Below are 20,729 nucleotides of genomic sequence, written 5' to 3'. Positions count from 1 at the left end.
CTCTGCTGGATCCTCGCCAGACAGCTCGGCGCGGCTGCCCATGAAGAAGGCCAACCCCTGGGGCGTCAGGTTCACAGTGTTGGTGGTTGGTCCTGACTGTTCTTCCGCGGGACCCGGAGGTCTTGCGCGGGATGACATCCAGCGTGCGCAGGAAGGCGGGGGCATGTCAACGGATCGTAGGCGACCGGGGTGATCAGGATGAGGCGCGGCGCTCGTCCCGGCGGGCCCGCCGGCGGTCCTGGCGCCAGACCCACCAGTCCGGTGCCGGCACGCCGGACAACCAGGGGGACAGCGGCGTGGCGTTGATGGCCAGGCCCACGGCCCAGCTGATGAGCACGGTGAGGGCGAACTTGGCGCCGTCCGCCAGGATCCCCACGTCCACGAGGGTCTGCAACAGCCAGCCGTGGAACAGCACCACCACCGTGCCGGTCCGCACCAGGGCGTTGACCGGCCGGGATCCGCCCTGCACCAGGCGGTCCACCACGGTTCCGAAGATCAGCACGAACCCGGCCGCCGTCAGCGCCCCGACCACCGGGGTGAGCAGGAAATCGCCGAAGCCGGAGAACTTGATGTTCAGCGGTTCCACGCCGAGCGCCACCGCCAGCAGTCCGAGGGCCACACACACGGCCCCGATCAGCGCCCGGTTCCGGGTGATCCTGGGTTGGACCGAGTACTTGAACAGCTCGCCGGCCAGGACGAAGAACAAGCACGGCACAGCCAGTCCGATGCCCAGCGGGGTACGGCCGAGCAGGCTGTCCGGCAGCATGGACAGGGCCAGGCCGAGCACGGCCACGCCCCAGGCCACGGCCACGGGGAAGCGCTCGAGGAACCGCCGCAGCAGGGTCACGAAGAACAGCACGGAGATGAACCAGAAGGCCCACCAGGGCGGGGTCTGATCCGAGCCGCCGTACCAGCCGTTGGCCATGAGGGCCCAGAACTCGCCGGGGGTGTCCCGGGTCCAGGCCCAGGCGGCCACGCTCATGATGACGGCCCAGATCAGGTAGGGCACCGCCAGGGTCCGCCACCGCGCCTGGAACTCATACCAGAGGGGCCGGCCCCGGGTCCAGAAGTAGCCGGTGAGGAAGAAGAACAGCGGCATCCGCCAGATCTCCAGGTACTCACCGCCCACCAGCCGGGGACCGTAGGCGTGGCCGGCCACCACGGCCACGATGGAGACGATACGCAGAACGTCCACGCCGGTGTTCCGGCGTGGACGCGCTCTCGGCGGCGGTGCCGCGGGGGTGTTGACGTGGGGGATGGGCCCCTCCGGGATCAGTGGCCCGCGCTGCGGACGTCGGTTGCTTCCGCGTGGATGACCTCGTGGTCCACCGAGTCGCTGCGGCCGAGCAGCTCCTGGGGGATGAGGTAGGTCAGCACGGCCAGGGCCATGGCGATCCCACCCGGGATCCAGACGCTGTCCAGGTCCCACCAGCCCATGGCGTACAGGCATCCGCAGAAGATCACGAAGCACACGGCGGTCATGATCAGGTTGCCCCAGAAGCGGCCCTGGCCCGAGTGTTCCATCGGTTTTCCGTTAACAATCACAATGTCTCCTCATGCGGTGGCACCGGCCGGTGCGGCGGCGGCTACCCGTGGTGCTTCGGTACGAATCACTAGTTGGTCTTCAGGATAGCAAGGGCGGAGCTGGCACCGATCCTCGTGGCGCCGGCCTCGATCATGGCGAGGGCGTCCTCTCGACTGCGGACCCCGCCGGAGGCCTTGACGCCCACCTCGGGGCCGACCACGCGGCGCATCAGGGCCACGTCTGCCACGGTGGCACCACCGGTGGAGAAACCCGTGGAGGTCTTCACGAAGTCGGCTCCGGCGGCCACGGACGCGCTGCACGCGAGTTCCTTGGCGGCCTCGTCCAGCAGGCAGGTCTCGATGATGACCTTGAGGATCGCCCCGCCCTCATGGGCTGCCTGTGCCACCGCGCGGATGTCCTGCACCAGCGCCTCGTGGTCTCCGGCCAGGGCGGCGGCGATGTTGATGACCATGTCCACCTCGTGGGCGCCGTTCGCCACGGCGTCCCGTGTCTCGCCGACCTTCGCCGCCGTGGTGGTGGCGCCGAGGGGGAAGCCGATGACGGTGCATGTCAGCACACCCGAGCCGGCCAGGGCCTCGGCCACGGTGGGGACCCACACCGGGTTGACGCACACGCTCTTGACCTGGGCCTCGGCGGCCTCGGCGCAGACGGCGAGGATGTCCTGGCGGGAGGCCTGGGGCTTGAGCAGGGTGTGGTCGATGTACTTCGCGAGCTCGGCGGTGTTCATGGCACCAGCCTAATGGCCCAGGGCCGCGCCGATAGACGCGGAGAGCGCGGCCAGCCCGGCGGCGGCCTCCGCCCGGACCGCCGGCAGCTCGGCGGGGGCGGACACCGGACGCACCACCTCCAGGTAGCACTTGAGCTTCGGCTCGGTGCCGGAGGGCCGCACGATCACCCGGGAGTCGTCCGCGGTGGTGTACATCAGCGCATCGGTGCCCGGCAGGTCCCGGTAGCCGCCGGCCAGATCCATGGTCTCGACGACGGCCTGTCCCGCCAGCGTCTGCGGCGGTTCCCGGCGCAGACCGGTCATCATCGACTCCAGCAGGGCCAGGTCCGCCACCCGCACCGAGAGCTGGCCGGTGGCCGTCACCCCGAACCGCAGGGCGACCTCGTCGAGGGCGTCCACCAGGGTCAGGCCCCGGTCTGCCAGTTCCGCGGCCAGCTCGGCCGCCACCAGGGCGGCCGTCATCCCGTCCTTGTCCCGCACCATCTCCGGGGCGGTGCAGTAGCCGAGGGCCTCCTCGTAGCCATAGCCGAGCCCCGGCACCCGGGAGATCCACTTGAACCCGGTCAGCGTGGTCTCGTGCGGCACCTCCGCCTCGGCCGCCATCCGGGAGAGCAGGCGGGAGGACACCACGGAGTTCGCCACCACGGCACCCGCCGGCCGCAACCGGCCCATCAGGTGGCGCCCCAGCAGCACGCCGACCTCGTCTCCGGTGAGCATGCGCCAGCCGCCCTCGGCAGCTGGATCCGGGACCGCCAGGGCCAGCCGGTCGGCGTCGGGGTCGTTGGCGACCACCAGGTCCGCGCCCCGCGCGCGGGCGGCGGCGAGGGCGAGGTCCATGACGCCCGGCTCCTCCGGGTTGGGGAACGCGACGGTGGGGAAGGCCGGGTCCGGCTCAGCCTGCTCCGGCACCACGAACGGCCTGTCGAAGCCGGCGTCCTCGAAGAGGTCCGGCAGGATCGTGCCGCCGACCCCGTGCAGCGGCGTGTAGACCACGTTCAGCCTCCGGTGGGCGGTCTTCTCGGGGTCCAGCACCCGGCAGGCGGCCAGTCGGTAGGCCGCCGCGATGCCCCGTTCGGCCACGGCCCAGCCGTCCTGGGCCAGCGGGATCGAGTCCAGCGGCGCCTCATGGTCGATGCACTCGGCGATCTCCCGGTCACTCGGCGTGGTGATCTGCGCGCCGCGGCCCGCCTCGTCCGTCATCCGGCCACCCAGGTACACCTTGTAGCCGTTGTCCGTGGGCGGGTTGTGGCTGGCCGTCACCATGACCCCGGCGTCCGCGTCCATGTGCCGCACCGCGAAGGCCAGCACCGGGGTGGGCAGCGCGGAGGGCAGCAGGATCGTGTCCAGCCCGGCGGCCGTAAAGACGGCCGCCGAGTCCAGGGCGAATCCCCGGGACCCGCGGCGGGCGTCATATCCCACCACGACGCGCGGGCGCCGGCTCTTCCGGTCCGCCTCGACACCCGCTGGGCGCGGGGTGACGGCCGCGGTGGTGGCCGGGGTGACGGCCGGGCTGGCGGCTGGGGCGGTGGCAGGGAGGTCCAGCGCGTCCAGGCGCCCGAGCAGGTAGGAGGCCAATCCGGCCGCGGTGCGCCGCACCACGGCGCGGTTCATCCGGGCCGGGCCCGGGCCCTCCTCGGCGCGCAGGCCGGCCGTACCGAACGCCAGGGGCCCGGCGAAGCGGGAGGCCAGGGACGCGGCGGCCGTGCCATCCCCGCCCTGCGCCGCGGCGATCTCGGCCTCGAGGACCGCGCGGTCGCCGTCGTCGGGATCCTGACGTGCCCATTCCACGGCGGCGGCCACCAGTGCGGGTTCGAGGACGGGACCGGGCGCGGGCTCGTGGACGGGCTGCTGGGCGGGGGAGTCGGTCATGTGCGGTGAGTCCTTCAGAGACGGTCGATGATGCCGGCCAACAGGGTGGAGATGCGCGGGCCGGCGTCGCGGCCGGCCTGGACCACCTCGTCATGGCTGAGGGGCTGGCCGCTGAATCCGGCGGCGGCGTTGGTCACCAGGGACATGCCGAAGACCTCGAGGCCGGCGTGCCGGGCGGCGATCGCGTCCAGGGCGGTGGACATCCCCACCAGGTCCCCGCCGATGGCCTTGGCGTAGCGGACCTCGGCCGGGGTCTCGTACTGGGGGCCGGGGAACTGCACGTAGACGCCCTCCGGGAGGCCGGCGTCCACCTCGCGGGCGATCGCCCGGATGCGCGGGGAGTACAGGTCCGTCAGGTCCACGAACTCGGCGCCGACGAGCGGGGTGGCTCCGGTGAGGTTGAGGTGGTCGGCCACCAGGACCGGGGTCCCCGGGCCCCACTCGGGCACCAGGGAGCCGCAGCCGTTGGTCAGCACCACGATCTCGGCGCCCGCTGCGGCCGCCGTGCGCACGGTGTGGGCCACGGCGCCGGCGTCGCGGTGCTCGTAGTAGTGCGTCCGCGAGCCGAAGACGAGCGCCTGCGTCCCGTCCTTCAGCCGCACAGAGCGGACCGTCGGGTTGTGTCCTGGGACCGAGGGGGCGGCGAAGCCGGGCAGCTCGGCGGTGGGCACGGTGTGGGTGGTCTCCCCGATCAGCTCGGCGGCGCCGCCCCACCCGGAGCCCAGCACCACGGCGATGCGGTGCCGGGATACGCCGGTGGCCTCGGCGAGGGCGGCGGCGGCCCGGCGGGCCTCGGCGAAGCCGGGGTGGTCACCGGCCAGCGGGGAGTCCTGCGGGGACGGGGCGGCGGAGGGGTCAGTCGTGTCAGTCACGTCCTCAGCTTAGAGGGGTCGGGAACGCGCGCGCACGGTGGCCGCGGCGTCTTCGGCCCGGAGGGGCCGCATGTCAGAATGGGGGGCGTGACTTCCGCCCCTCTGCATTCGCGTCCCCGTCCCTCCCTCATCATCATCGGCGGCGGCCCCGGCGGTTATGAAGCGGCCATGGTGGCCGCCAAGCTGGGGGCCGCGGTGACCATCATCGAGTCCAAGGGCATGGGCGGATCCGCCGTGCTGACGGATGTGGTCCCCTCCAAGACGCTCATCGCCACGGCAGACTCCATGCGGCGGGCCCGGCGGGCCCCCGGGTTGGGCGTGGACGTGGGGGACAGCCCCGCCGTCGCGGATATGCCGGTGGTCAACCGGAGACTGCTCGACCTGGCCGCCGAGCAGTCCCGGGACATCCACCGCGCCCTGGAGCGGGCCGGCGTGAAGGTGGTCATCGGCACCGGACGCCTGACGGGGCCCACCACCGTCGAGGCGGTCACCGAGCACGGCACCGAGGCCTTCGAGGCCGAGAACGTGCTGCTCGCCACGGGGGCCAGGCCGCGGGAGCTGCCGACCGCGCTGCCGGACGGGGAGCGGATCTTCAACTGGACGCAGGTCTACGCGCTGACCGAGGTGCCCGAGCACCTGATCGTGGTGGGTTCCGGGGTGACGGGTGCCGAGTTCGCCTCCGCCTACAACCAGCTCGGCGCCCAGGTCTCCCTGGTCTCCTCCCGGGACCGGGTGTTGCCGGGGGAGGACCCGGACGCTGCCGCGGTGCTGGAGGACGCGTTCGCCGAGGACGGCGTGAACCTGGTGGCCAAGACCCGTGCCGAGTCGGTGGAGCGTACTGCGGACGGCGTGAGGGTGCACCTCTCCGGCGGTCGGGTCCTCGAGGGCAGTCACTGCCTGCTGGCCGTCGGCGGCGTCCCGAACACCGCGGACCTGGGCCTGGAGGCGGCCGGGGTGAGGCTGAACGAGTCCGGGCACATCGCCGTGGACGGGGTCTCCCGCACCTCCGCGCCGGGCATCTACGCCGCGGGCGACTGCACCGGCGTCTTCGCCCTGGCCTCCGTGGCCGCCATGCAGGGGCGCGTGGCCGTGGCCCACCTGATGGGGGACGCGGTCAAGCCGTTCCAACCGCACCTGGTGTCCTCCAACATCTTCACCTCGCCCGAGATCGCCACCGTGGGCGTGACGGAGGCCCAGGTGGCCTCCGGCAAGTACCAGGCGGACATCCTCAAGTTGGACCTGGCCACCAACGCCCGGGCCAAGATGCAGAATGTCACGCACGGCTTCGTGAAGATCTTCGCCCGCAAGGGCTCCGGCACCGTGATCGGCGGCGTGGTGGTGGCCCCGCGCGCCTCCGAGCTGATCTACCCGATCGCCCTGGCGGTCAGCCAGAAGCTGCACGTGGACGATCTGGCCAACACCTACACGGTCTACCCCTCGATCTCCGGATCGATCTCCGAGGCGGCCCGCCGCCTCCACGTATACCTCTAACCCCTGACCCCAGCCCCTCTCGCCTTCCGGGCAGAGATCACTGGTGATCTCTGCCCGGAAAACACCTGGGGACGACGCCGGCCCGGCACCTACCGCAAGGATTCCTGCGGTGGGTGCCGGGCCGGCGTCGGGCGTGGGGTGTATCCGGTTCAGGCGTCCAGGCCGCGCACTGAATCAAGGGATTTGGTCTTGGTCTCCGGCGCGATGACCAGCGAGATCAGGGTGAGCACGGAGGCGAAGGACAGGTAGTAGCCCACGTGCGCCACCGAGAAGTTCAGCACCAGCCACTGCGCCACGAAGGGGGTCAGCGCGGCGCCGAGGATCGAGGACACGTTGTAGGCGATTCCCGAGCCCGTGTAGCGCGTGTTGGTGGGGAACAGCTCCGGCAGTACGGCGGACATGGGACCGAAGGTCAGGCCCATCAGGGTCATCCCGACGATCAGGAACAGCATCATCTGCGTGGTGTTCAACCCCTCGCCCTGCCCGATCGAGTCGGCGGAGAGCCACCAGCCGAAGGTCAGGCCGAAGAGCACCAGCAGGACCGAGATGACGATCAGGGTGGGCTTGCGGCCGAACCGGTCCGCGAGCCAGCCGGAGACCGGCACGAAGGCCGCGAAGAACAGGATGCCGATCAGTTGCAGCACCAGGAAGTCGGCGTAGGGCACGCCCAGGCCGCTGGCCTTCGGGGAGCTGATGGAGTAGGAGAGGATCCACGTGGTCATCAGGTAGAAGAGCACATAGGTGGCCAGCATGATGAAGGTGCCCAGGATGAGCTCGCGCCAGTTCTTGCGGAAGACCTCGCCCAGCGGTGCCTTGACGCGCTCGTCGTTGTCCACGGCGCGCTGGAAGACGGGGGTCTCCTGCAGGCGGAGACGGACGTAGAGGCCCACGGCCACCATGATCAGGGAGAGCAGGAACGGCAGCCGCCAGACCCAGGTGAGGAAGGGCCCGCCCATCTCCGGGTTGGTGGAGTCGTGGTTGAAGGCCAGGGTGAGGATCAGGAACAGGCCGTTGGCCAGCAGGAAGCCCAAGGGGGCGCCGAGCTGGGGCCACATGGCCGCCCAGGCGCGCTTGCCCTCCTTGGCGGTCTCGGTGGCCAGCAACGCCGCGCCGGACCACTCGCCGCCCAGGCCCAGGCCCTGGCAGAAGCGCATGATCGTCAGCAGGGCGGGGGCCCAGAGGCCGATCTGGAAGTACGTCGGCAGCAGGCCGATGATGAAGGTGGCGATGCCCATGGTCAGCAGGGAGCCGATCAGGGTGGCCTTGCGGCCGATCCGGTCCCCGAAGTGTCCGAAGACGATCGAGCCGATCGGGCGGGCGACGAACGCTGCGCCGAAGGTGGCCATCGAGGCCAGCAGGGCGGCCCCCTCGTCACCGGCCGCGAAGAAGATCAGCGGGAAGACCGAGACCGCCGCGGTGGCGTAGACGTAGAAGTCGTAGAACTCGATCGTGGTGCCCATCAGGGAGGCGAGCACTATCCGGGAGCGGGGCACGCCCAGCTCGGCGGTGCCGTCATCCTTCACGGGGACATCAGCCTGCGGGCCCGGGCGGGGGCCTCCGGAGGACAGATCTGTGGACATGGGGGTGCTCCTCGGCAAGGTTCATGATGACTGTTGCCGCTGACTGCTCCGGCGGCCCATCAAGCGTAGCGGCGGTGTCCAGCAGGCAAGAATGTTGTCCACATGGTGGACGTGTCTCGACAGTGGGTCGACGCTCAGGACGGGATCCGGGGCGCGTTGTGCTGCCCGGTGCCGGTCCCGGACCGTCTGCCTTCCCGCCTCGCCCCGGCCTGCCAGGAGGCTCTGACCTGGCCGGAGCCTTTGAGGTCGGCGACGGTGGCGCAGCCCATGAGCATCATCGCCGACTCGACTTCCCTCGCCAGCAGCTCGATGGCACGGGCCACACCCTGCTCGCCGCCCGCCATGAGCCCGTACAGGTAGGCGCGGCCGATCAGCACGAAGTCCGCGCCGAGGGCCAGCGCGGAAACGATGTCCGCCCCGGACATGATGCCGGAGTCCAGGATGACCTCGACGCCGGCCCCGGCCTCCGCGCGCACCTCGCCGAGGGCTCGGAGGGACACGGGGGCGCGGTCCAGCTGGCGGCCACCGTGGTTGGACACCAGGAGGCCGTCCGCCCCCGCGTCCAGGGCGCGGCGGGTGTCCTCGGCGGTGAGGATGCCCTTGACGAAGAGCCGTCCGGGCCACACCGAGCGGATCCACTCGAGGTCCGCGATGGACAGGGTGGGGTCGAACATGCTGTTGATGATGGTCGGAAGGTCGGCGGCCGTGTCACTCAGCGAGGCGAAGGTCAGCGGGTCCGTGGTCAGGAAGTTGAACCACCACCCGGGGCGGTACGAGGCGTCCACCACGGTGCGCAGAGTCAGCTGGGGTGGGATGGTCATGCCGTTGCGCACGTCCCGCAGCCGCTGTCCCGCCACGGGTGTGTCCACCGTGACGAGCAGGGTGTCGAAGCCGGCGGCCTCGGCCCGGTGCAGCAGGTCCAGGGACCGGTCCCGGTCCTTCCACAGATACAGCTGGAACCAGCGGCGCCCCGCCCCGGAAACCCTGGCGACCTCCTCGAGGGAGCGGGTGCCCATGGTGGAGAGGCTGAACGGGATCCCGGCTGACGCGGCCGCCGAGGCGCCACCGTCCTCGCCCTCCGCATGCATGAAGCGCGTGAACCCGGTGGGTGCGATCCCGAACGGCAGTGCTGACGGGCCGCCGGCGATCGTGGTGGACAGGTCTGCCGAGGGCGTGGCGTGCAGGATCCTCGGGAGCAGCTCGGTGGCTTCAAAGGCCTCCCGCGTGCGGCGGGCCGTCAGTTCGGAGCCCGCGGCGCCGTCCACGTAGTCGAACGCCGCCCGGGGGGTCCGGCGCCGCGCGATCCGGCGGAGGTCCCAGAGGTCGGCCGCTGAGGCCAGTCGCGCCGTGCGCCGGTTCAGCGTGGGCGGCCGGAAGCGCATCAGCGGCAGCAGCTGGGACGGCTGGGGCAGGCGGCGGATGAGTCTCGGCATGGGTCCTCCGCCCGGTCAGTCGGTGATGACCGCGACCGCGGCACCCGCCGTCACGGTGGCCCCGGCCTCCGCCAGCAACTCGGTCACGGTCCCGGACCGGTGCGCGGTCAGTGGCTGCTCCATCTTCATGGCCTCCAGCACCACGATCAGATCACCCTCGGCCACCGTGTCCCCGACCGCCACGGCGACCTTGACGATCGTGCCCTGCATCGGCGAGGTGAGGGTCTGACCACTGGCCCCGGAGGCAGTGGCTCCGCGGGACCCTCCGGAGCCGCGGGCCTTGCGCTTGCGGCCCCCGGTCTTCGCGCCCGTGGCCGCGGTCGAGAGGGCACCGAAGAGGGCGGGCAGGGTCACCTCCACGCGTTTGCCGTTGACCTCCACGGTCACGGATCGGCGGTCCCCGTGTTCGGCCGCGGCGGGGTCCGCTGCCTCAGGGGTGCCCGCGAACGGGGGGATCGTGTTCTGGAATCCGGTCTCGATCCAGCGGGTGTGCACCGTGAAGGGGCTGCCGTCCACGGGGGCGAAGGCCGGATCTGACACCACGGCCCGGTGGAAGGGCAGCACGGTGGGCATGCCGGCCACCTGCATCTCAGCCAGGGCTCGGCGGGAGCGCTCCAGGGCCTGCTCACGTGTGGCGCCGGTGACGATCAGCTTGGCCACCAGGGAGTCGAAGGCTCCGGAGACGGTCTCTCCCTCCTCCACCCCCACGTCCACGCGCACGCCCGGGCCCGAGGGCAAGCGGAATCGGCTCAGGGTGCCGGGGGAGGGCATGAAGTTCTTCCCGGGGTCCTCGCCGTTGATGCGGAACTCGAAGCTGTGGCCGCGGACCTCGGGATCGGTGTAACCCAGCTCCTCGCCCCGGGCGATCCGGAACTGTTCGCGGACCAGGTCCAGCCCGGTGATCTCCTCGGAGACCGGGTGTTCCACCTGCAGCCGGGTGTTGACCTCCAGGAAGGAGATGGTGCCGTCCGTGCCCACCAGGTACTCGCACGTCCCGGCCCCCACGTAGCCGGCCCGGCGCAGGATCGCCTTGGAGGATTCGTAGAGCCGCTGTTGCTGCTCGGCCGTCAGGAAGGGGGCGGGGGCCTCCTCCACGAGCTTCTGGTTGCGGCGCTGCAGGGAACAGTCGCGGGTGGAGACCACCACCACGTTCCCGGCCTCGTCGGCCAGGCACTGGGTCTCCACGTGCCGGGGGGCGTCCAGGAAGCGCTCCACGAAGCACTCGCCCCGGCCGAAGGCCGCCGTGGCCTCACGCACCGCGGACTCGTACTGTTCCGGGATCTCCTCGCGGGTCCGGACCACCTTGATGCCGCGCCCGCCGCCGCCGTGGGCGGCCTTGATGGCCAGGGGCAGGCCGTGGGTGTCCGCGAAGGCCAGGACCTCGTCCGCGGAGACCACCGGATCGGCGGTGCCCGGGACCAGGGGCGCGCCCACCTGCTGGGCGAGGTGCCGGGCGGAGACCTTGTCCCCGAGCTGCTCGATCGCCGCGGGGGGCGGGCCGATCCAGACCAGTCCGGCGGCCTGGACGGCGCGCGCGAAGTCGGCGTTCTCAGACAGGAAGCCGTAACCGGGGTGCACGGCGTCCGCCCCGGAGGTCTTCGCGGCCGCCAGGATCTTGTCCGTCACGAGGTAGGAGTCTGCGGCGGAGGCCCCACCGAGGGCGATGGCGTCATCCGCCATCCGCACGTGCAGCGCGTCTCGGTCCGGCTCGGCGTAGACGGCCACCGCGGTGAGCCCCTCATCATGGGCCGCGCGGATGACGCGGACGGCGATCTCCCCGCGGTTGGCCACGAGTACCCGCGAGAACGGTCGGGGTGTGGTCGCGGCGTTCGGCGTCTGCAGGGACATCAGGGAGGGACTCCTTCACGAGCTTCGGGGCAGTCGGTCTACGGTGGGGCATCCGGCCACTGGGCGGGCCGGGGACGATCCCACTCGCCGAGCCTAGACGGACCCGTGGGTTTCCTACAGGATCCGGGGCTTTTTCCCTGCGCCGCGGGTCGAGGGTTGTAGGAAGTCCACAAGGTCTCCGGGTGTGGAGGCTGCTGAGACCTCAGGTCCCCCACAGCGAGGTCAACGAGACCCCCAGGTCCGCGAGCAGCACCCGCAACGTGGACACGGACAGGCCGATCACGGCGTTGGGGTCTCCGTGCACCGCGGTGACGAACGCCGCCCCACGGCCGTCGATCGTGAAGGCCCCCGCGCACTGCAGCGGTTCCCCGGTGGCCACATAGGCGGCGGCGCTGGCCTCATCCACCTCGGCGAAGGTCACCGAGGCGCTGGCCAGGGCGCCGACGGCCGGCCGGGAGGCCGGCGCGCCCGACGTTGAGCCACTCCGGGTGTCCACCACCCAGTGGCCGGTGTGGAGCTCGCCGGTCCGCCCGGACTGCATCCGCCACCGCTCGAGAGCCACCTCGGGCTCCCACGGTTTGCCGTAGGCCACACCGTCCACCTCGAACACCGAGTCGCAACCCACCACCAGGGCCCCGGCGGCGTCAGCATGGACCGCGACGTCCTCGGCCTTCGCCCGGGCCAGCAGTTGGGCCGTCTCGGCGGGCCCGGCCAGGGGGTGGGCGGCCGCGAGGGCGTCCTCGTCCACATCGGAGACGAGCACCGTGAAGGGGAGGCCCGCCGCCTCGAGGATCCGCGCACGGGCCGGGGAAGCCGAGGCCAGCACCAGGCGCGGGACTGCGGGACCCGGCGCGCCGTCGTCGTGCTCCACCTGTTCCGAGCGCATACCAGCGCTCACGCGAGGGCCGAGCGCAGGGTGTCCAGGCCCATGGAGCCCAGCCGCAGGGCGCGGGTGTGGAAGGCCTTGAGGTCGAAGTCCTCTCCGGCAGCCGCGGCGCGCGAGGCGTGCTCGGCGCGGATCTGCTCCCAGATGCGCTGTCCGACCTTGTAGGACGGCGCCTGTCCCGGCCAGCCGAGGTAGCGGATGAACTCGAAGCGCACCTGTCCCGGGGTGTCGTTGAGGTGCTTGTTCAGGAACGCGAAGCCCTGCTCCGGAGTCCACACCCCGCCGCCCTCTGACGCGGGGGCCTCGAAGCCGCAGTGCACCCCGATGTCGAACACCACGCGGGCCGCGCGCATCCGCTGGGCGTCCAGCATGCCCAGATGGTCGCCCGGGTCGGTCAGGTAGCCGAACTCCTCCATCAGCTGTTCGGCGTACAGCGCCCAGCCCTCGCCGTGGCCCGAGGTCCACAGGCCATTGCGGCGCCAGCTGTTCAACTCGTCCTGCGCCAGCATGGCCGTGCCGATCTGCAGGTGATGGCCCGGCACACCCTCGTGGTAGACGGTGGTCTTCTGCTCCCACGTGGTGAACGAGTCCTCGCCCGGCGGCACGGACCACCACATGCGTCCGGGCCGGGAGAAGTCCTCCGAGGGGCCGGTGTAGTACACCCCGCCCTCCTGCGTGGGCGCGATCATGCACTGGACCCGGTCCATGGGTGCGGGGATCTCGAAGTAGCGGGTCATCGACTCCAGGGCCTCGTCGGTGACGGACTGCATCCATTCCCGCAAGGCCTCGGTGCCGTGGAGCCGGCGGGCCGGGTCGTTGTTGAGCACCTCGCGGGCCTGCTCGATGCTCGCACCGCGCCTGATCCGCTCGGCGTCCTCGCGTTGCGCCGCGATGATCCGGGCCAGCTCCTCCTGGCCCCAGGCATAGGTCTCCTCGAGGTCCACCGTGGCGCCGAGGAACTCCTGCGAGTACAAGGAGTACAGGTCCCGGCCCACGGCGTCCTGCTCCGGGGCGATGTCCCGCAGGTCCTCGCGCAGGAAGGACGCGAGGGTGCGGTAGGCCTCGCCCGCGCCGCGCGCGGCGGCCTCCAGTTGCGCCATCAACGTCGAGGGCACGACGCCGGCCGCCTCCGCGCGCTCGATGAGTCCCGGAAAGAATCCGTCGGGTTCGGAGTGCGCCTGGGACTGTTCGATGACGACGTCGAGCTGGCGGCGGGCCGCGATCTGGCCGGCGTCCCGCGAGGCCCGCAGGGAGGCGGTGTAGCCGGCCAGGGCGTCGGGGAGGTTGGCGAGACGGCCGGCGATGTGCGCCCAGTCCTGCTCGGTGGCCGTGGGCATCAGGTCCAGGATCCCTCGGATCTCCTGGGCCGGGGAGGCCAGGTTGTTCAGCTCGGTGCGACCGGTGGCGTGGATCCGCCGAGCCAGTCCGATGCGCTCGCGCAGGGCGGCCGCGGTGACCCGGTCCGCCTCGTCGGCGGGTTCGAGCTTCTCGAGGTCTGCGAGCAGCCGTTGGTTGAGCTGGTCGTCCTCGGCCGTGCCGGCGGGGGAGTAGTCCGAGTACTCGGTTTCCCGGCCCGGGTGGCCCAGCGCGGTGGCCTCCTCCGGGTGAAGGGCGAGGGTGTCCGCGAAGTAGCGGTCGGCCAGCGCGTCGATGGGGCTGGACTGCCGGGTGCCGGCGGTGGTGGAATCGCTCATGCCAGCACCCTACTGTTTGCGCCGGCGTGAGTGGTCCATTGGCGCTGCCTTCGGGACGTGGAAGCCGGCGGCAGCTGACGACTCACGGTGTGAGGCGTTCCCTGCCCGCGCTGAGTGGTCCATTGGCGCTGCCTTCGGGAGGTGGAAGCCGGCGGCAGCTGACCACTCACGGCAGCTGACCACTCACGTCACTCACGGATGTTGACGCCCGTGGGCGTCAGGCGATCAGGTGACACGTCGTGCACTGGGGTAGGAGTGAAGGTCCGCTCCTGCACAGGGTTCGGTGTGGACCACCTTGTCCACCCCCGGACTTCCGTGGCCTCGCGGTCACGCCGCGTGCCCGCGAGGCTGAGCCCATGCCTGCCCGTCTGATCCCGCTTCCGGAAGACCTGCCCTCCACGTGCTTCTCCACGCGCAAGGCCTGTGCCGAGGGAGCCACGGATCGAGACCTTCGCCATCCGAGCCTTGAGGTCCTCAGCCGGGGCATCCGTCAGCGCGGAGCCGCCGGCCCCGATCTCATCGAGTACCTGTTCGCTCTGCAGGACATCCATCCGATGGGGGTCTTCTCTCACGCGACGGCGGCCGCCGTATGGGGCATGTGGCTGCCCCGCACGTTCGATCCGATCCGCCCGGTCCACCTGTCCAAGGCACGGAGGGCCGGCCCGCGTCCCCGGAGGAGGGGCGTGCATGGACATCTGCTTCCCCTGCACGCGTCGATTCGCAGGTACCGGGGAATCAGAGTCACCGGACCGGAGTGGACCTGGGTCCAGTTGGCGGCGACCACCATCGGCGACGCCGATCTCGTGGCTGCCGGGGACAGCCTGTTGCAGGCCGCCGACGGGCCGAGCGCCCAGCGAGAACCCGGTGTGCATCCGCGGTCCTCGATCCAGGCCATCGAGGCGGCGATCACCTCTCGGACCAAGATGAAGGGGATCACCCGCGCTCGCACCCTCGTCGAGCTGCTCCGGGAGGGTGCGGACTCTCCCCAGGAGAGCAGGCTGAGGATTAAGATCGTTGACGCGGGGATCACCGAGCCCCTTGTCAACCCCGAAATCATCCTGTCCTCCGGCGAGGAGATCACACCGGACCTCGTCTGGAGGGACCTCAAGATCTGTGTGCAGTACGAGGGTGATCATCACCGCAGCGACTCGGACCAGTGGGACCGGGACATCGAGCGCGACCTACGCATGCAGGCAGACGGCTGGATCGTCATCCGCGTGACGAAGAAGGTCTTCAGCGCTGCAGGCTGGGCGCGGTTCCACGCCCATCTGCAGCACGCCCTGGACTCCCGACGCATCTCCGCCTGAGACGCATCTCCGCCTGAGGCGACACGCCCCAGCACCTTGACCGTGCCGTCTGCAGCATCGCCGTGCGTGTGCTGGCGTGCGCCGTTCGTGGAGCCACCCGTGGTCGGCGACGAGGAAACGATGAGTGGTCTGTTGTCGTGGCCTTGAGGCAGTCCAAGGCCACGACGTTGGACCACTCACGGCATCGGACCACTCACGGCATTGGACCACTCACGGGAGCGGCCCACTCGGGGATCGGACTACTCGCTGGAGCGGACAGACGGGAGCGGACCGCAGGGTCAGCGTCGGCCGGCGGCGTGCTTCCAGGAGTCGGAGCCCGGGCGGGCCCATAGCCCCAGCCGGCGGCGGCGGTCCAGGGTGCGGTCCCGGTCCGTGCTGCCGTTCTCCTCATGGTGGTGCTGCTCGGCCTGGACGGCCATGGCTTGCAGGACGGCCGCCAGGGCGGCGGTCTCCTCGGCGTCAAGGGTGCCCTTGACGACGAGCTCGGGGTTGTTCTGCGTGGTGGCGGTGTGCATGGTGTCCTCCTGGGGCTCGGACGGGGATTCTGGCTTGCGGCGGGTCACAGCGGGATGTTCCCGTGCTTCTTGGCCGGCAGGGACTCACGCTTGTGGAAGGTGGCCCGGAGCCCGCGCACGATCTGGGTGCGGGTCTCGGCGGGGGTGATGACGGCGTCCACGTAGCCGCGGTCGGCCGCCTGATAGGGGTTGAGCAGCTCGGCCTCGTAGTCCTTCACGATCTCCGCGCGCCTGGCCTCCACGTCGCCGCCGGCCTCGGCCACGGCCTGCAGGTCTCGGCGGTAGAGGATGTTGACGGCGCCCTGGGCGCCCATCACGCCGATCTGGGCGGTGGGCCAGGCCAGATTGAGGTCGGCACCGAGCTTCTTGGAACCCATCACGATGTAGGCGCCGCCGTAGGCCTTGCGGGTGATGACCGTCAGCTTCGGCACGGTGGCCTCCGCATAGGCGTAGATCAACTTGGCGCCGCGGCGGATGATCCCGGAGAACTCCTGGTCCGTGCCGGGCAGGAACCCGGGCACGTCCACGAGCGTGATGATCGGGATGTTGAAGGCATCGCAGAACCGGACGAAGCGGGCCGCCTTCTCGGAGGCGTTGATGTCCAGCGTGCCGGCGAACTGCAGGGGCTGGTTGGCCACCACGCCCACGGAGCGACCCTCCACCCGGCCGAGGCCGCAGATCACGTTCGGGGCGTAGAGCTCCTGGATCTGCAGGAAGTGGGCGTCGTCCACGAGGTGCTCGATCACCGTGAGCATGTCGTAGGGCTGGTTCGCCGAGTCCGGGATGAGCGTGTCCAGTTCGAGGTCCTCGTCGGTGACCTCAAGTTCCTCCTCGAACGGCTCCACCGGCCCTTCGGCCAGGTTGTTCGAGGGCAGGAACTCCAGCAGCTCGCGCACGTACTCGAGGGCGTCCTCCTCGTTCGCGGCTAGGTAGGAGGCGGTGCCGGTCACGGTGTTGTGGGAGGTGGCCCCGCCCAGGGTCTCCATGTCCACGTCCTCTCCGGTGACCGTCTTGATGACGTCCGGCCCGGTGATGAACATGTGCGAGGTCTTGTCCACCATGATGATGAAGTCCGTCAGTGCGGGGGAGTAGGCGGCGCCGCCGGCCGAGGGGCCCATGATGAGGGTGATCTGTGGGATCACGCCGGAGGCGAGCACGTTGTTCCGGAAGATGTCCGCGAACCGGGCCAGGGAGGCCACGCCCTCCTGGATCCGAGCGCCCCCGCCGTCGTTGATGCCGATGACCGGGCAGCCGTTCCGGGCGGCGAACTCCTGGACCTTGACGATCTTCTCGCCGTTGACCTGGCTGAGGGAGCCGCCGTAGACGCTGAAGTCCTGGGAGTAGACGGCCACCAGCCGGCCGTCGATGGTGCCATGGCCGGAGACCAGGCCGTCCCCGACCGGCTTCTTCTTCTCCATGCCGAAGGCCGTGGTGCGGTGCACCGCCAGGGCGTCGAACTCCACGAAGGACCCCGGATCCAGCAGCATCTCCACGCGCTCGCGGGCCGTGTGCTTGCCCCGGGCGTGCTGCTTGTCCACGGCCTGCTGGCCAGACGGCAGTGCGGCCTCGGCCCGGCGGCGGGCCAGGTCCTGCAGTTTGCCGGCCGTGGTGGTCAGATCCGGTTCGGTCACAGGTCCTCCGTGGGGATGGGGTCGGGGTGGATGTCTCGGTGGATGTCTGGGCGGTTGCCGAGGCGGGGCACGCTTGGTGCTTTCATACAAGTCCCCTCGGGCGGTGCCGCGGTGCACGCCGGGTGGAACCCGCTGATGACCACGGTCAAGGCCTCAGTCTAGAACTTGCACCCGCGCCGGACGCTTGGAGGAACCCTACAAATCTGGCCCGGACTGCCACGCGAATGGTCCACACACCCTCCGGCGGAGAGGTTCGGAGACAGGGGAGACGTGCGGAGACGTTTACCGGATCGCCAGATCCACACGCTATACCTGAACTATGGCCCCCTCACCGACCCCACCCCCGCCGGTCACCTGGCTGGAGACCACCGGCTCCACCCAGGACCACGTCCTTCAGGCGGCAGCCGCCCAGCCGGACCAGTGGCCGCACCTGTCTGCGGCGGCCACCCTGGACCAGCGCTCCGGCCACGGTCGGCGGGGCCGCGGCTGGACCACCCCGCCCGGGACGGCCCTGGCGGTCTCCGTGGTGCTGCGCCCGGACCTGGACCTGGAGCACTACACCTGGGTGACCCTCGTGGCCGCGGCCGCCGCCTGCGGTGAACTACAGGCCCGGGGGGTCCCGGCCCGAGTGAAGTGGCCGAACGACCTGTTGGCCGAGGATGGACGCAAACTCTGCGGCATCCTCGCCTCCGTCCTGCCGGACCAGTCCGGGATCGTGCTCGGGCTGGGACTCAACCTGGACTTCGGTCCAGGCGGTCCGCCAGTGCCCACGGCCACGTCGGTCGCCGAGTGGCTCCCCGAGGGCACCGACGTCTCGGCTCCGGACCTGCTCGAGGCCGTGCTGAAGGCGCTGTCCGCGGCTCTGGACGACTTCGACCGCGCCGTCCGTGCCCATCCCGGTGAGGTGGACGGGACGCACCCGGCCGCGGCCGGCGTCGTGCGTCAGGTCACGACCCTGGGATCCGAGGTGACCCTGCACCTGCCGGGCGGATCCACCCTGGCGGGAACCGCCCGGGGGCTGGGATCCGGGGGCACCCTGCTCGTGGAACCCGCCGACCGTGGGAAGATGGACACGGCGGTGCCGGGCGCCACCCGCAGGGGTGCGTTGCTCGAGGTATCCGCGGCGGACGTGGTGCACCTGCGCCGCTGAGATCGCACGGAGAACGCACGGAGAAGGCACGGAGAACGAGAGGTCGGTGACGAGGTGGGGCTGAAACTGGCACCCGGTGAACAGGTGCGCGTGCGCACCCGCTCACACCCGCGCGCCCTGACCGGACCGGTCCTGCGGCTGATGCTGATCGCGCTGGCCACCAGCTACGTGCAGGGACTCCTGGCCCGGCCGGACCTACCCGAGCTGCTGGTGGAAGCCCGCGGCTGGCTCGTCGGCCTCGTCTGGATCCTGGCCGCCGCCGCACTGTTCTTCGGTTGCCTGCGCCCCGCCTGGCGCTGGTTCAACCGCCGCACCCTGCTCACCACCCGCCGGATCATCCAACGTGCCGGCTTCGGGGCCTCCCGCGAGAGGGCCCTGCACCTGCTCTCCGTCTACGATGTCCGGATGCGCCAACGCCGGGGACAACGGATGTCACAGTCCGGTGACCTGATGGTGGACCACGGCTCCGGGGGGTCCTGGGTACTGGCCAACATGCCCGAGGCCGTCCGCTTCCGGGAACTGATCCTGCGTGAGGTCGGCGCCCTGCGCCAGGAGATCTCACTCCAGGGCGGTGCCCCGCAGCCGCCGATGCAGGCCGCAGCGCCGTCACCCGGGTACCGGCCGGCACGGACACCAGCACCAGCGCCAGCCCCGGCACCGGCTCACGCGCCCTCCGGGGCGCACACACACGGCATCCTGGGTGGAAGGGGACGTGCCTACCGTGGCTGACGAGACCGCACCGATCGACGACTGGGACGAGCTGCCCGAACCCCTCGACCTGGACGCCGGAGACAGTGATCTCGGGGAACTCCTCGAGGGCCTCACCGGCACTGCCGTCCCCGGTGGGACCGCCTCCGGTGCGACCGCCCGCGGTGAGGCTGCGCCCGGTGAGACCGCAGTCGGCCCGATCCCGCGGACCGCGCAGATGGAGACGGTGCCTCCCGCGGACCAGACCCGTCAGGCTCGCAGTACACCGCCGCCGGATACGACCGCCTCGGCCGCCCTGGCCCTGCAGGATGCGGACGACGCCAGCTCCTGGACCCAGGCGATCTCCACCCTGGAGAAGGAACTGCTGGGCGGCCCCCGCACCATGACCCGGCGGGACATGGCCAGCGAGCTCGGCGTCTCGCTGATCTCCGCCCGCAAGCTCTGGCGGGCGCTGGGCTTCCCCAACGTCAAGGACGAGGACCGGGCCTTCACCCAGCTGGACACGGACGCCATCGGCACCATGATCGACCTGGTCCGCCGCGGCATCCTCAACGAGGAGACGGCCATCTCGCTGACCCGCTCCGTCGGCCAGATGACGGACCGCATGGTGGTGTGGCAGATCGAGGCGCTGGTGGAGAACAAGATCAGCGAGGGCATGACGGACCCGCAGGCCCGCCGTGAGGTGGTGCGCATGCTGCCGGAGATCATCGAACCCCTCGAAGAGGTGATGGCCTACTCCTACCGGCGCCAGCTGAACTCGGCCCTGCAACGGCTGACCGTCCGAGCGGAGGCCGGGCTGGCGGCCAGCGCCGTGGGGCGAGACGGTTCCGAGGACGACGCCCCGCTGCCACTGGCCCGCGCCGTGGGTTTCGCGGACATGGTCTCCTACACCTCCCTGTCCCGGCGCATGAACGAACGCACCCTGGCCCAGATGGTGCAGCGCTTCGAGAGCAAGTGCGCGGAGATCATCTCGATCGGCGGTGGCCGCCTGGTCAAGACCATCGGGGACGAGGTCATGTTCAACGCCGAGACACCGGAGGCCGGCGCCCTGATCGGACTGGCCCTGGCCCGGGCCATGTCAGAGGACGAGGTGCTGCCCTCGTCCCGCGTCTCCGTGGTCTGGGGACGGGTGCTCTCCCGGCTGGGGGACATCTACGGACCCACCGTGAACCTGGCCTCCCGGCTGACCTCGCTCGCGGATCCCGGCACCGTACTGGTGGATGCGATGACCGCCATGGCCCTGGAGTCGGACGAGCGTTTCATCCTGGTGCCGCAGCCGCCACAGATGGTCCGCGGCTTCGGCGAGATCCGTCCGTCCATCCTGATAGCCGGCACCGGCAACGGACTCGTCGTCGACTGATTCGGTCCTGACCGGCCCGGCGTTGGCAAGCGCCCAGCATGGGGAGTTCTCCCCATCAGAACCGTGCCACAGCGGGCTGGTGCCGTGAGCGGAACCGGTAGACTCCCCCGAG

17 protein-coding genes are annotated in these 20,729 nt (G+C 70.8%); 5 read left to right on the top strand and 12 right to left on the bottom strand.

Going from position 1 to position 20,729, the window contains the following annotated elements; all coding sequences use genetic code 11:
* Nucleotides 1–193 precede the first annotated feature (193 nt).
* The 5 genes from ACSU1G_RS19985 to ACSU1G_RS19965 all read right to left on the bottom strand — a co-directional run bounded on the left by ACSU1G_RS19985 (nucleotide 194) and on the right by ACSU1G_RS19965 (nucleotide 4,963).
* Nucleotides 194–1,195: an acyltransferase family protein gene (locus tag ACSU1G_RS19985; protein WP_439281747.1), complete on the bottom strand. Its 1,002-nt coding sequence runs from the start codon at nucleotides 1,193–1,195 to the stop codon at nucleotides 194–196.
* A 77-nt stretch (nucleotides 1,196–1,272) separates the two neighbouring features.
* Nucleotides 1,273–1,524 carry a hypothetical protein gene (locus tag ACSU1G_RS19980; RefSeq protein WP_439281746.1) on the bottom strand — a complete coding sequence of 84 codons (252 nt, stop codon included), beginning with the start codon at nucleotides 1,522–1,524 and terminating at the stop codon, nucleotides 1,273–1,275.
* A gap of 89 nt (nucleotides 1,525–1,613) precedes the next feature.
* Nucleotides 1,614–2,273, bottom strand: a complete 660-nt coding sequence (deoC, locus tag ACSU1G_RS19975) for a deoxyribose-phosphate aldolase (protein WP_439281745.1) — start codon at nucleotides 2,271–2,273, stop codon at nucleotides 1,614–1,616.
* 9 nt (nucleotides 2,274–2,282) lie between these two features.
* Nucleotides 2,283–4,142 (bottom strand): phospho-sugar mutase, encoded by a 1,860-nt coding sequence (locus ACSU1G_RS19970; RefSeq protein ID WP_439281744.1) that lies wholly within the window; start codon nucleotides 4,140–4,142, stop codon nucleotides 2,283–2,285.
* Nucleotides 4,143–4,156: 14 nt separating this feature from the next.
* Nucleotides 4,157–4,963, bottom strand: a complete 807-nt coding sequence (locus tag ACSU1G_RS19965) for a purine-nucleoside phosphorylase (protein ID WP_439281996.1) — start codon at nucleotides 4,961–4,963, stop codon at nucleotides 4,157–4,159.
* Nucleotides 4,964–5,092: 129 nt separating this feature from the next.
* Between ACSU1G_RS19965 and ACSU1G_RS19960 the strand changes: the two genes are divergently transcribed.
* Nucleotides 5,093–6,505, top strand: a complete 1,413-nt coding sequence (locus tag ACSU1G_RS19960; protein WP_439281743.1) for an NAD(P)H-quinone dehydrogenase — start codon at nucleotides 5,093–5,095, stop codon at nucleotides 6,503–6,505.
* Nucleotides 6,506–6,654: 149 nt separating this feature from the next.
* On the opposite strand, the gene ACSU1G_RS19955 is transcribed toward ACSU1G_RS19960, so the two are convergent.
* From ACSU1G_RS19955 to ACSU1G_RS19935, 5 genes are all read right to left on the bottom strand, one after another.
* Complete coding sequence (locus ACSU1G_RS19955) at nucleotides 6,655–8,085, bottom strand: MFS transporter (protein ID WP_439281742.1); 1,431 nt, start codon at nucleotides 8,083–8,085, stop codon at nucleotides 6,655–6,657.
* A 134-nt stretch (nucleotides 8,086–8,219) separates the two neighbouring features.
* Nucleotides 8,220–9,518, bottom strand: a complete 1,299-nt coding sequence (locus tag ACSU1G_RS19950; protein ID WP_439281741.1) for an alpha-hydroxy acid oxidase — start codon at nucleotides 9,516–9,518, stop codon at nucleotides 8,220–8,222.
* Nucleotides 9,519–9,533: 15 nt separating this feature from the next.
* The gene (locus ACSU1G_RS19945) at nucleotides 9,534–11,366 is read right to left on the bottom strand and encodes a biotin carboxylase N-terminal domain-containing protein (protein ID WP_439281740.1); all 1,833 of its coding nucleotides are present in this window, start codon (nucleotides 11,364–11,366) and stop codon (nucleotides 9,534–9,536) included.
* Between the two features lie 202 nt (nucleotides 11,367–11,568).
* Nucleotides 11,569–12,252, bottom strand: a complete 684-nt coding sequence (locus ACSU1G_RS19940) for a Maf family protein (RefSeq protein ID WP_439281995.1) — start codon at nucleotides 12,250–12,252, stop codon at nucleotides 11,569–11,571.
* An 8-nt stretch (nucleotides 12,253–12,260) separates the two neighbouring features.
* Entirely contained in the window at nucleotides 12,261–13,946 is a 1,686-nt protein-coding gene (locus tag ACSU1G_RS19935; RefSeq protein ID WP_439281738.1) for a DUF885 domain-containing protein, read from the bottom strand.
* A gap of 356 nt (nucleotides 13,947–14,302) precedes the next feature.
* On the opposite strand from ACSU1G_RS19935, the gene ACSU1G_RS19930 reads away from it, so the two are divergent.
* Nucleotides 14,303–15,253: an endonuclease domain-containing protein gene (locus ACSU1G_RS19930; protein ID WP_439281737.1), complete on the top strand. Its 951-nt coding sequence runs from the start codon at nucleotides 14,303–14,305 to the stop codon at nucleotides 15,251–15,253.
* Between the two features lie 278 nt (nucleotides 15,254–15,531).
* On the opposite strand, the gene ACSU1G_RS19925 is transcribed toward ACSU1G_RS19930, so the two are convergent.
* Nucleotides 15,532–15,768 (bottom strand): acyl-CoA carboxylase subunit epsilon, encoded by a 237-nt coding sequence (locus ACSU1G_RS19925; RefSeq protein WP_439281736.1) that lies wholly within the window; start codon nucleotides 15,766–15,768, stop codon nucleotides 15,532–15,534.
* 44 nt (nucleotides 15,769–15,812) lie between these two features.
* A complete protein-coding gene (locus tag ACSU1G_RS19920; protein ID WP_439281734.1) occupies nucleotides 15,813–17,399 on the bottom strand; it encodes an acyl-CoA carboxylase subunit beta in 1,587 nt (528 codons plus the stop codon).
* Between the two features lie 319 nt (nucleotides 17,400–17,718).
* Here ACSU1G_RS19920 and ACSU1G_RS19915 point away from each other — a divergent pair, with 319 nt between their 5' ends.
* The 3 genes from ACSU1G_RS19915 (at nucleotide 17,719) to ACSU1G_RS19905 (ending at nucleotide 20,617) form a co-directional block, all read left to right on the top strand.
* Nucleotides 17,719–18,549 carry a biotin--[acetyl-CoA-carboxylase] ligase gene (locus tag ACSU1G_RS19915; protein ID WP_439281732.1) on the top strand — a complete coding sequence of 277 codons (831 nt, stop codon included), beginning with the start codon at nucleotides 17,719–17,721 and terminating at the stop codon, nucleotides 18,547–18,549.
* Between the two features lie 54 nt (nucleotides 18,550–18,603).
* The gene (locus ACSU1G_RS19910) at nucleotides 18,604–19,278 is read left to right on the top strand and encodes a PH domain-containing protein (protein WP_439281731.1); all 675 of its coding nucleotides are present in this window, start codon (nucleotides 18,604–18,606) and stop codon (nucleotides 19,276–19,278) included.
* Between the two features lie 196 nt (nucleotides 19,279–19,474).
* Entirely contained in the window at nucleotides 19,475–20,617 is a 1,143-nt protein-coding gene (locus tag ACSU1G_RS19905; protein WP_439281994.1) for an adenylate/guanylate cyclase domain-containing protein, read from the top strand.
* Nucleotides 20,618–20,729 lie beyond the last annotated feature (112 nt).

It is taken from the genome of Microbacterium sp. A93 (assembly GCF_051842835.1).
Note: the sequence above shows the minus strand (reverse complement) of the source record. Positions and strands in the feature narration are given on the sequence as shown.